Annotated in this window: 12 protein-coding genes and 1 tRNA gene; 6 read left to right on the top strand and 7 right to left on the bottom strand. The window is 70.0% G+C overall.

From position 1 onward, the window contains the following. Positions 1–92 precede the first annotated feature (92 nt). Positions 93–824, bottom strand: a complete 732-nt coding sequence (locus ABS73_RS12175; protein ID WP_277022417.1) for a TonB-dependent receptor plug domain-containing protein — start codon at positions 822–824, stop codon at positions 93–95. Positions 825–1,214: 390 nt separating this feature from the next. Here ABS73_RS12175 and ABS73_RS16770 point away from each other — a divergent pair, with 390 nt between their 5' ends. Beyond that, the gene (locus ABS73_RS16770; RefSeq protein WP_338118602.1) at positions 1,215–1,415 is read left to right on the top strand and encodes an ATP-binding cassette domain-containing protein; all 201 of its coding nucleotides are present in this window, start codon (positions 1,215–1,217) and stop codon (positions 1,413–1,415) included. Positions 1,416–1,548: 133 nt separating this feature from the next. Further along, the gene (locus ABS73_RS16765) at positions 1,549–1,728 is read left to right on the top strand and encodes an ATP-binding cassette domain-containing protein (protein ID WP_338118603.1); all 180 of its coding nucleotides are present in this window, start codon (positions 1,549–1,551) and stop codon (positions 1,726–1,728) included. Between the two features lie 7 nt (positions 1,729–1,735). Here ABS73_RS16765 and ABS73_RS12165 read toward each other — a convergent pair whose 3' ends face one another. Both ABS73_RS12165 and ABS73_RS12160 read right to left on the bottom strand, forming a co-directional pair. Continuing rightward, positions 1,736–2,632 (bottom strand): TIGR02186 family protein, encoded by an 897-nt coding sequence (locus ABS73_RS12165; protein WP_277022419.1) that lies wholly within the window; start codon positions 2,630–2,632, stop codon positions 1,736–1,738. After that, positions 2,632–3,546 (bottom strand): sulfite exporter TauE/SafE family protein, encoded by a 915-nt coding sequence (locus ABS73_RS12160; RefSeq protein WP_136857456.1) that lies wholly within the window; start codon positions 3,544–3,546, stop codon positions 2,632–2,634. The genes ABS73_RS12165 and ABS73_RS12160 overlap by 1 nt, the downstream gene beginning before the upstream one ends. 198 nt (positions 3,547–3,744) lie before the next feature. Between ABS73_RS12160 and surE the strand changes: the two genes are divergently transcribed. Genes surE through ABS73_RS12145 form a run of 3 tightly spaced genes read left to right on the top strand, consistent with a single transcriptional unit; the run spans position 3,745 to position 6,365 of the window. Continuing rightward, positions 3,745–4,554, top strand: a complete 810-nt coding sequence (gene surE / locus ABS73_RS12155) for a 5'/3'-nucleotidase SurE (RefSeq protein ID WP_136857457.1) — start codon at positions 3,745–3,747, stop codon at positions 4,552–4,554. Then, positions 4,551–5,198, top strand: coding sequence for a protein-L-isoaspartate(D-aspartate) O-methyltransferase (locus ABS73_RS12150; protein WP_277022421.1), 648 nt, complete (start codon positions 4,551–4,553; stop codon positions 5,196–5,198). Before surE ends, ABS73_RS12150 begins: the two co-directional genes overlap by 4 nt. Positions 5,199–5,234: 36 nt before the next feature. Next, positions 5,235–6,365, top strand: a complete 1,131-nt coding sequence (locus tag ABS73_RS12145) for a peptidoglycan DD-metalloendopeptidase family protein (protein WP_277022422.1) — start codon at positions 5,235–5,237, stop codon at positions 6,363–6,365. Between the two features lie 18 nt (positions 6,366–6,383). Here ABS73_RS12145 and ABS73_RS12140 read toward each other — a convergent pair whose 3' ends face one another. The 3 genes from ABS73_RS12140 to ABS73_RS12130 are packed head-to-tail and all read right to left on the bottom strand — an operon-like array spanning position 6,384 to position 9,618. Beyond that, the gene (locus ABS73_RS12140; RefSeq protein WP_277022424.1) at positions 6,384–7,562 is read right to left on the bottom strand and encodes a hypothetical protein; all 1,179 of its coding nucleotides are present in this window, start codon (positions 7,560–7,562) and stop codon (positions 6,384–6,386) included. A gap of 20 nt (positions 7,563–7,582) precedes the next feature. After that, positions 7,583–8,962, bottom strand: coding sequence for a TolC family outer membrane protein (locus tag ABS73_RS12135; protein ID WP_286693471.1), 1,380 nt, complete (start codon positions 8,960–8,962; stop codon positions 7,583–7,585). A gap of 2 nt (positions 8,963–8,964) precedes the next feature. After that, positions 8,965–9,618: a protein-L-isoaspartate O-methyltransferase family protein gene (locus ABS73_RS12130; RefSeq protein WP_277022427.1), complete on the bottom strand. Its 654-nt coding sequence runs from the start codon at positions 9,616–9,618 to the stop codon at positions 8,965–8,967. Positions 9,619–9,757: 139 nt separating this feature from the next. On the opposite strand from ABS73_RS12130, the gene ABS73_RS12125 reads away from it, so the two are divergent. After that, positions 9,758–9,831 (top strand) — tRNA-Cys (locus ABS73_RS12125). A gap of 74 nt (positions 9,832–9,905) precedes the next feature. Here ABS73_RS12125 and ABS73_RS12120 read toward each other — a convergent pair. Beyond that, positions 9,906–10,466 carry a tyrosine-type recombinase/integrase gene (locus ABS73_RS12120; protein ID WP_286693470.1) on the bottom strand — a complete coding sequence of 187 codons (561 nt, stop codon included), beginning with the start codon at positions 10,464–10,466 and terminating at the stop codon, positions 9,906–9,908. Positions 10,467–10,610 lie beyond the last annotated feature (144 nt).

Below are 10,610 nucleotides of genomic sequence, written 5' to 3'. Positions count from 1 at the left end.
GAAGCGTCGAAACTCCACCTCGATCATACACCTCGATGGCCACCCGAGATTACACCGAACGTGCCGGTGAAATTACACCACGTGCGCGGACACTACCGGTCGCGGGTCAGGATGTCCCCCACCCCCCAGCCGGTGCATCCGCGAAACAGGCAGGGCTGCGGCCCCTCCAGCTGGTTCAGGTTCTGGTCGTCGCCTTTGGCCTCCAGATGCAGAGAGGACGCCTCGACCCAGGGGTCGCCCCGCTGCTGGCGCGCCTTGAGCAGCAGGTTCGGCGTGTCAGCGTTGGCGCGCACGATGGTCCGGCCATCGGCGTCCCGCGTGTCGCCGATGATGCGATAGGCAAAGGCGGTCACGGCACCGGTATCGGTGCGCCAACCCCAGGCCAGACTGCCGAAGCCGGTCCCGGGGTTGCTGGCATGGCCCAGCCGGACCCGACCCCCGCTGTTCGCGCCCGGCGCGATCCGGTCGTCCGCGTCGATCGTCTCCATCGCGATGACGCCACCCAGCGCACCCGCGCCGTGCAGAGTGGACGATCCGGGGCCGCGCAGCACCTCGACCCGCTTGAGGAAGTCGGGTTCGACGAAAAGGAATCCCTGGCAGTAGGATTCGGAGTACGTCCGCTCTGCGTCGATCCGCTGGACGATGCCCGCCTCGGAGGCCGCGGTGCCGGTCGCGCCAAAGCCGCGGATGTTGAAGCCCTGGCCGAAAAGGCCCGCCCCGCCGGGATTAGCCGGGCCCGGCACCTGCACCAGCACGTCGCCGATGCTGGCGGGCGCCAGGTCGGCCGGGGCCTGCCTCTCGATCACGGTGACCGACTGCGGCACCGATAAGGCGCCCTTTTCCGCCCCCGCCCGCAGCACGATGGGGTGCAGCAGGACAGGGTGCTGGCCATCAGCGGGTCGGTCACCAAGCGGTGGCCTTGGGCCAAGGTCACCGCTTGGTGATGCACGATAGCACCTCCCGCCACCTGGCGTTGGCCGATATGGTCTATATGCGCGCCCTGCCGACCGAGGGCGTGCTGTCGGTCGCCCCGACCTGATCCTGGCCGATGAGGGCGCAAGCCCGTTCAAGACCATCGCCCTGCTGGCGCAATCGGGCATTCCCCTGCGTAGCCTGTCTGTGGGTGCTGCTCTCGAACCGCAAAATGCTGGACGCATGAGCTGGTCGCCGCCGACCTGCACGTCACCCTGTCTGGGCGCCCCATCCTGGACGGCGTGTCTCTGCGCGCGAGTACCAGGCAGCTGACCGCGATCATTGGGCCGAACGGGTCGGGCAAGACCAACGTGCTACGCGCCCTGACCGCCGAGATCGCGCCCGCACAGGGCCGCATCACGCTGAACGGGCGCGCCATCGAGGGCCAGTCGCCCGCGGCCCTGCCCCGCCAGCGCGCCGTCCTGCCCAGCAGAGCGCGCTGAGCTTTGCCTTCACCGCCGCCAAGATCGTGGGCGTCGGGCTGGACCCACTGCTGCTGGACGAGCCGGTCAGCAGCCGGGGCGTCGCCCATCGGCTGTCGGTGATGCCGCAGGCGGGTGCGGGACGCTGGCGATCATGCACGACCTGAACCTGACCGCGATGCTCGCCCATCACGTCCTGCTGCTGCGCGATGGGCGCCTCCTGGCCGAGGCTGTGCTGACCGACGCGTTGCGGGCGTCGGCCTATGGCTGCGCGCTGCGGGGCTGCACCGCGCCCGCGCCGGGGGTCTGGCTGCTGCCGCAGGCCGCCGAGTAAGGCCGGGTCAGGCGCGGCGCAGCTTGCGGAACGCGGCCGAGGCGCCCCAGCCCGCGATCACCGCCACCGCCAGCGACATCAGCCCGTAGAGCAGCGGGTGGTCATAGGCCAGCCGGTACAGCCAGCGTTCCAGGCCGACCTTGCGCACCTCGATCGCGGCACCATAGGCGTCGATGACCGCCCCCTCGCGCAGCAGGAAGATGCGGGCGCGGTAATCGCCCTCGATCAGGTTGGCGGGCAGGCGGATGTCGGTGCGGAACAGCGTGTCCTCGACCAGGGTGACGGCGCCCTCCTCCAGCCGGTAATGGCCGTTCTGCTGGCGCAGGCGGATCAGGGCCTGGGTATAGGGCAGCGCGTCCTCGACCTGGGGCGCGTTGGCGAAGGCGCGCAGCACCAGCGGCAGGGAAATGCGATAGCGGTTGTCCCATTCCGTCGCCAGGATGTCCGACAGCGGCCGCGTCGTGGCCACCGCGTAAAAGCTGGGCGCGGCCCCCACATCGACGCGGTCGGTATTGACCCAGATGCCGAAGCGGCGGGCCTTCTGCCAGATGGTCAGGGGCTGGGACGGGGCCTCGATGGTGACGATCACGTCCAGCGGGCCGTCGGGAATCGGCGTCTCGCGCCGCACGGCGCCATAGATCAGGATATCGCTGCCATCAAAGCTGGTGGTGATGGCCACGGCGCTGTTGGACAGGCCCGCGACCACCTGTTCGGTGGGGCCGTCCTGCTCCGTCACCGGGCCGCGGGGCGCGGTCGCGTCGGGAAACAGCGGCCAGACCGGGCCGGGAGCCGCGGGCGGGATCAGCCCCGCCCCCGGATCGGCCGGCATGGTCGAGCCCGCCCCCTGCGCCATCCCGGCCGCGGGCATCATCAGCATCATCAGCGCCAGAAGGGCCGCGCGCATCACGACCCCCGCGTGGTGATGACGAACAGGTCGTCGGGTGTCAGGAACAGGTCCAGCGCCAGCTTGCCGCAGACCGCCAGCACCAGAAGCGCCAGCAGGATGCGCAGCTGTTCGGCCCTAAGCCGCGCGCCCAGCGTGGTGCCGATCTGCGCGCCCACCACGCCGCCGATGATCAGCAGCACCGCCAGCATCACGTCCACCGTGTTGTAGCTGACCGCGTGCATCAGCGTGGTGAAGGCCGTGACAAAGGTGATCTGGAACAGCGAGGTGCCGACCACCACCTTGGTCGGCATGCCCAGCAGATAGATCATCGCGGGCACCATGATGAAGCCGCCGCCCACCCCCATGATCGCGGCCAGCACCCCCACCGCCAGCCCCACCAGCAGAGGCGGGATGACGCTGATATAGAGGCCCGACGCCCGGAACTTGACCTTCAGCGGCAGGCGGTGGACCCACATGTGCTGGTGCAGGCGGCGGCGCCCGGACGGGTTGCGGGCGCGCAGCAGCGCGCGCAGGCTCTCCTGCAGCATCATCGCGCCGATCAGGCCCAGAAAGACGACGTAGCACAGCTGGACGACCAGCTCGACCTGGCCCAGCTGCTGCAGGATGTTGAAGACCAGCACCCCCAGCCCCGACCCGACCATCCCCCCCGCCAGCAGCACGCCCCCCATGCGGAAATCGACGGTCTTGCGTTTCATGTGGGCCAGCACGCCCGACACGGACGAGGCGACCACCTGGTTCGCCCCGGTCGCCACCGCGATGGCCGGCGGGATGCCGATGAAGAACAGCAGCGGCGTGATCAGGAACCCGCCGCCCACGCCGAACAGGCCGGACATGACACCGACCAGCCCGCCCAGACCCATCAGGGTGAAGGCGTTGACCGAGACTTCGGCGATGGGAAGATAGATCTGCATCGCATCCCGGCCCGTTGCGCGTTCCGACCACGATGCAACGCGCCGCCGCCAAGGTCAAACCGCTTCGGACCCCTTGGTGCAGGCCACCGTCCCAGGCCCCATCGCAGGAACGGGTTGAAGCAGGAACCCGCCACCGCTAAGCAGTTGGGGTCACAACCGCGTGCGCAGGGGCGCGCGCCAGGCCGACCGGGGGACAGGATGCGCATTCTCATCACCAATGACGACGGCATCAACGCACCGGGCCTGGAGGTCCTGCACCAGATCGCGACCGAGCTGGCCGGCCCCCACGGAGAGGTCTGGACGGTCGCCCCGGCCTTTGAACAATCAGGCGTGGGCCATTGCATCAGCTATACCCACCCCACCATGATCGCCCGCCTGGGCGAGCGTCGCTATGCCGCCGAGGGCAGCCCGGCCGATTGCGTGCTGGCTGCCCTGGGCGATCTGATGGAGGGGGCGCCCGATCTGGTCCTGTCCGGCGTCAACCGCGGCAACAATGCCGGAGAGAACGCGATGTATTCCGGCACCATCGGCGGCGCGATGGAGGCGGCGCTGCAGGGCCTGCCCGCCATCGCCCTGTCGCAATATCTGGGCCCGCAGACCGCCGATCTGGCCGACCCGTTCGAGGGCGCGCGCCATCACGGTGCGGCGGTCATACGGCGCCTGCTGGATCACGGCGACTGGTCGTCGGATGCCGATTTCCGGCTGTTCTACAACGTGAATTTCCCGCCTGTCCCGGCCCGCGCCGTGCAGGGCCTGCGCGTCGCGCCCCAGGGCCAGCGGCAAGGATCGCGGTTCGCGGCGGTGCCCTATAACGCGCCGAACGGGCGGCGCTTCATGTGGATCGCGGGCGGATCGCAGCAGGCCCCGGCGCGGGCGGGCAGCGATGTGGCGGCCACCATGGAGGGGTTCGTGTCGGTCACGCCGATGCGGGCCGACCTGACTTGCCACGCCTCGTTGGAGCGGCTGGCGGCGGCGCTGGACGACCCGCTGGCCCGGGCCGCCGAATGAGTGACGGGGACGAGGCCGAACGCAAGATGCGCTTCGTCTATCAGCTGCGCACGCGCGGCGTCACCGATCTGCGTGTGCTGGACGCAATGGAGGGGATCGACCGCGGCCTGTTCGTGCGCGGCCAGTTCGCCGACCGCGCCTATGAGGACACGCCCCTGCCCATCCCCTGCGGCCAGACGATCAGCCAGCCCTCGGTCGTGGGGCTGATGACGCAGGCGCTGGAGGTGGGCCCGCGCGACACCGTGCTGGAGGTGGGGACCGGCTCGGGCTATCAGGCGGCGGTCCTGTCGGGGCTGTGCCGCCGAGTCTATACCGTCGACCGCCACCGCCGCCTGGTCCAGGAGGCCGAGGCGATCTTTCGCGGTCTGGGGCTGCACAACATCATAGCCCAGGTGGCCGACGGGTCGCGCGGACTGCCCGACCAGGCGCCTTTCGACCGCATTCTTGTGACCGCCGCGGCCGAGGATCCGCCCGGCCCCCTGTTGGCACAGCTGAAGATCGGCGGTATCATGGTCGTGCCTGTCGGGCAGTCGGATGCGGTGCAGACCCTGATCCGCGTGACGCGGACGGAAATCGGCTTCGATTACGACGAGCTGCGACAGGTGCGGTTCGTTCCGCTGGTCGAGGGGTTGGGCCAGACATGACCCCCGGCCACCACAAGGCAGGCTGAGGACAGGATCATGACCAGATTTGACTTTCGCGCGGGCTGCGCCCTGGTGGCGCTGCTGGCGGTGGCGGGCTGCGGGGCGGATGGGGTCTTCGATCCGGATCTGCGCGGGCTGATGGGCGGCATGGACACCGCCGCCGCGGCCGCAGCGGCCGCCCCCCGACCCGCGCCGGACGCGCGCGGAGTCGTCAGCTTTCAGGGCGGACAGGCGGTGGTGGCGCAGGCGGGCGACACGCCCATGACCATCGCCGCAAGGCTGGGGCTGCAGGGCCCGGAACTGGCGGCGCATAACGCCCTGCCCGCTGACGCGCCGATGCAGGCGGGGGCGGTGCTGGTCCTGCCGCGCCAGGTGGCCGTGGCCGCGCCTGCGCGCGGTGGCGGGACGACGGTCGTAACCGATCCCTTTGCCACGGGCGCGCAGCCGGTGCCCGCGACCACCGCCGCCGCGCAACCCGCGCCCGCGGCCGCCACCGTGCCCAATCCGCGCGAACATGTCGTCGCCGCCGGAGAGACGGCCTGGGCCGTCGCCCGACGCTATGACGTGACGGTGCAGGATCTGGCCAGCTGGAACGGCCTGCCCACCGACATGAGCCTGCGTCCCGGCCAGCGCCTGATCGTGCCGCAGCCGGGTCAGAGCCCCGACCGCCTGGCGACCACCGCGCCGGGAACCGGCAGCCCGACCCCCACACCGCCCTCGGCTGCGCAGCCCCTGCCCGACGAGACGACACCGCCCGCGGGCGCCCCCGCGCCAGACGTGCCGACGACGGATCTGGGATCGACCCGCACCGCCGCCTCCAGCGGGGGGCGGTTCCGCATGCCGGTGGATGGCGCGATCATCCGGACCTATGAAAAGGGCCGCAACGACGGCATCGACATCGCGGCACCCGGCGGCACCGCGGTCCGCGCGGCGGGCGGCGGACAGGTCGCGGCGATCACCCGCGACAGCGCCGGGACGCCGATCATCGTGGTGCGCCACGAGGGCGACCTGATGAGCGTCTATACCAATCTGGGCGAGGTCGCCGTCGCCAAGGGCGACAGCGTCGAGGCAGGCCAGTCCCTGGGACAGGCGGGCAGCGCAGGGTTCGTCCATTTCGAGATCCGCCGCGGGTTCGAAAGCGTCGATCCCGAGGGGATGCTGAACTGACCCTGCCCGCCTGAGGGGTTACAGATGGGTCAGGCGCTCATCCAGGGCGGTCGCGATCTCGCGGCGGACCACTGCGCGCAGGTTGCCCGAGAATCGGGCACCCATCTCTCCCTCCAACTCCTCGCGGATCATCTCCTTCAGGTGGGCGCGCAGGCTGCCATCCTCCATGATCCGGGTGACGGCCTGGCCGACGATCTCGTCCATCGGGACCGGGGGCTGGGGCGGCATTGGCGCGACCGGTCCGCGACCGACGGGTGCCGAGTCCGCCGGGGCAACCTGCGCCACGCTGGCGGCAGCCGCCTGGCGCAGGGGCTGCGGCGTCGCGCCGGGGCGCGCGGCCGAGGCCTGGCTGGGCAGGGCCGGCGGCAGCAGGCGCCACATTAGCCAATCCCCCCAGGCCGACAGCAACCGCGCGATGCGCGAGGGTGCCCGGACCGGGGCAGGCATGGCGACGGGCGCGACGAGCTGCGCAAGAACAGGGTCGGGGTTCGCGATCACCGGGGAGATCTGCGGCGCGACCGTATCGGCAATGGCGTCCGGCAGCGGTGCGGCGATCGCGTCGGGCACCGCCCGCAGCGCGCGGGCGGCAGGCGCCGAGGCGCGGCGCGTCTGCGGCACCAGTTCGATGACAGAGGCCGTGCTGCCTGCCAGAAGCCCGCGGGGCGCGGGGTTGCGGCACAGCCGCTGCAGCATGGCATGGGCATCGCCCTGCTCGACCGGCTGGCTGTCGATCATGTGGCGGATCTGCTGCATCTCGGAGCGGATGCGGGCGATCTCTCGGGCGGCGGCGCCCAGCGGCTGATCCTCGGAGAGGACGATCTGGGCCACGCTGCGCCCGGCCTGGGCTTGGGCCTGGGCCGCAAAGGTAAGTTCGTCGACCCAACGGGCATCGGATGCCGGGGCGGGCTTGGCCGCACGGGCCCGGGTCTGACGGGCCGGTTTGGTCACGTCACGCGCCTTGGGCGCGGCCTTGGAGCGGCTGCGCGGTTTGGCGGCGGGTTTGGGCGGGGCGTCCTCTGCGCGCGGCGCGGCCTTCGGCTTGGCGGTGCGGGCGCGGGGGGCCTTGGCGGCGGGGGCTTCGGGTGCCGCCGCGGCTTTGCGGGTGCGGCGGGGCTTGGTCCCCTCGATCACCGTCAGCACGGGGGGCTGGGCGGGGTCCGCCGCATCGGTGGCGGAGGTGCGGCGCGCCTTAACCATGGCGCACCGCCAGTGCCGGATCAGTTCCGGCCGATGGCGCGCAGCACGCGGTCCAGGCTTTCGCCCTGTCTGCTGGTTGCGGGCGCATTCCGCACAGCGTTGTAATATTGCGATGGGTCATAGGTCGGGATTCCCAGTTGCAGGTTTTCTACCGTCAACAGACCCATAGCAGCCAGAAGTTGATAATGAGCTAATTGCAGATTGGATTCCGCCGTGATCCGGTCCGCCCGCGCCTGAAGCAGCGCCTGTTCCGCATCCAGCACGTCCAGCGTGGTGCGCGCGCCCAGCTGCGCCTCCTCGCGCACGCCGTCATAGGCCTGCTGCGCGGCCGAGATCTGCTGGGTGATGGCGGTGATCTGCGCGCGCGCCACCGCGATGTTGGCCCAGGTTTCGCCGACCTGCTGGCTGACCTGGCGGGAGGTGTTCAGCAACCCTGCCCGCGCCTGATCACGCTGCGCCATCGACCGGCGGTGCCCGGCCGACAGCCGCCCCCCGGAATAGAGCGTCTGCGACAGCTCCAGCCCCACCGAGGAGGAATTGCGGCTGCCGTAACCGCCGCCCAGATCGGATTGCGGGCTGCGCGTCACGCCGACGCTGGCGGTGCCCGACAGGGTCGGGTTGCGCTCGGCTGCGGCCGAGGCCACGGCCAGCTCCGAGGCCGCGGCCTGGCGCTGTGCCTGGCCGATGGCGGGGTGGCTGCGCTGCGCGATGGCGCGCGCCTCGTCCATGGTCGCGGGCAGGCTGGGCAGGGGCGGCGGCGCGGCCAGGGTGCCCGGCTGGCGGCCGGTGACCGCCAGATAGACCTCGCGCGCGACCTCCAGCTGGCCGTTGGCGGCGGCCAGCGCGGCGCGGGTCGCGGCCAGCTGCGCATCGGCCAGGGCCACGTCGGTCACGGTGATCTCTCCGACGTCGAACCGGTCCTGGGCGGCCTGACGCTCGCTGGTCAGGACCTCGACGGAATTCTGCTGCAGGCCGACCTGCTGGATCGCCTCGCGCACGTCGAAATAGGCGATGGCCGCGGCCAGCAGCACGTCCTGTTCGACCGAGACCAGCGCCTGGCGCGTGGCCAGCACCTGTTCCTTGGCGCCGTCGATGGCCAGCTGTCCCCGCCCGAAATCATAGAGCGTCACCAGCGCCCCGATCGACAGCGAGGTCGAGCGTGCGGTCGTGCTGCCCTCGGCGCGGCTGGCGCTTTGGCGGGCGACCCATTCGACGACCGGGCGCAGCGCCGCGACCGAGGCCGCGACATCCTCGTCGGCGGCGCGCAGCACGGCGCGATTCTGCTCGATCAGCGCGGAATGGCGATAGGCCGCGACCATCGTGTCGGCCAGCGATTCGGCCCGGGCGGGCAGCGCCGCGCCAAGCGACAGCAGCGCGACCGCCGCCACACGCTGCAGCACCCTCACAACGCGAACCCGCGCTGGCGGCCAAAGCCCGGCAGCATCGGCGCATTGGCGTTGAAGGCATAGCGCCAGGCGATGCGGTCGCCGCGGCGCGTGCCGATGCGGGCGACGCCCAGCGCGCCCTCGGTGAACAGCGCGCCGATGCGGCCGCCCTCGCGCAGCTGGTCGATGATGGCGGGGGGGATCTCCTCGACCGCGCCCTCGATCAGGATGACGTCATAGGGGCCCTGTTTCGGCGCGCCCTCGGTCAGGGGGGCGTGCAGGACGGCGACGTTGAAGATGCCGGCGCGGGTCAGCCGGTCCTCGGCCTCGGCGGCCAGTTCGGCGTCATCCTCGATGCCGACGACGGCCTCGGCCATGCGCGCCATGACGGCGGCCGAATAGCCGTAACCGCAGGCCAGGTCCAGAACCAGCTCGTCGGGCTGGATGTCCAGCGCATCGACCAGCTTGGCCAGGCTGCGCGGCTCCAGCAGGACGCGGCCATGGCCGATATTCAGATTCTCGCCGGAATAGGCGACGGAGCGGCGGCTGGCGGGCACGAAATCCTCGCGCGGGATGGTCAGCATCGCCTCGATCACCGGGAACTTCGTGACGTCACTGGGCCGGACCTGCGTGTCCACCATCATCGTGCGGCGCGCGGCGAAATCGCTCATGTCAGGGGAACCTCTGCTTGGGTCGTTTGCGCGACTATTGCCATGTTTCCCCCGCTTGGGCAACGCAGGACATGGGCCGCGCGCTTCGCGTCTTGCAAGGGTCGCGGCAATCCGTTAGGACACGGCCACTCTCGACGGCGGCGGGTTGGCGGAGAGGTTACGCACCGGATTGCAAATCCGTGAAGACCGGTTCGATTCCGGTACCCGCCTCCACAGAGTTTCAATAACTTGGGAAAGTTTGCCGATTACGCCGGGTGCTCCGTTTACAGGAGCGTTTACAGCTATGGTCATGCTTCACATCCTTTGGCCTGCGCCAGCTTCACTAGAACAGCATCAGTTTCATCGGGGGAGACGCGGGCATAATGCTCGATCACGTTGGCCGCGTATCGAACTGACCAACCCATGTGATTGGCGATTTCTGCCAATGACAGGCCCGCGTTAAGCAAACGCGTGGCCGCAGTTCCTCTTGCATCATTAAGCCTCAGATCGTCAGAGAGCTTGGCCTTATCGCGCCATTGCCGCACCCCTTCAGATGCGCGGTGCGGGGTAAGTGCGTCGCCGCTCGCATTGGTAAGGATCAGAGGTTGGTGTGACGGCGTACTGTCGATAAGCGCGGCAAGCGGTCGCGTGATCGGGATATGGGCCAGTCGTTTCCGCTTATTCGTACGAACCCGTAGGCGGCGGCCCATCGGGGTGTCCTCGACGTTAGCTGCAGTAAGCTTGATGAGGTCGGCAGGACGCAGCCCGGTTTCGCATGCGGCACACAGAATTCTGCGCACCCACTCAGGGGCTACCGCGTTGAAGACAGCGCGGTCGGTGGGGGTCCAGACGATTTCAGACCGATCCACCTCATAAAGCCGGTGAAGCTTATGGCAATGGTGTTCGATCAGCTTGGCGTTGTTGCAAAACTCGGCGTGCCGCGGGATTCACGCGGCTGGCCTGGTAGGGTAAGCGCTTCGGCATGAGCAAACCTGAGGCTGCGCGCTACCGCA

Origin of the sequence: Paracoccus sp. SCN 68-21, from assembly GCF_001724535.1 — a bacterium.
In the GTDB taxonomy this organism is placed as follows: domain Bacteria; phylum Pseudomonadota; class Alphaproteobacteria; order Rhodobacterales; family Rhodobacteraceae; genus Paracoccus; species Paracoccus hibiscisoli.
The sequence above is the reverse complement of the archived record's forward strand: the minus strand, read 5'-3'. Positions and strand labels throughout refer to the sequence as shown.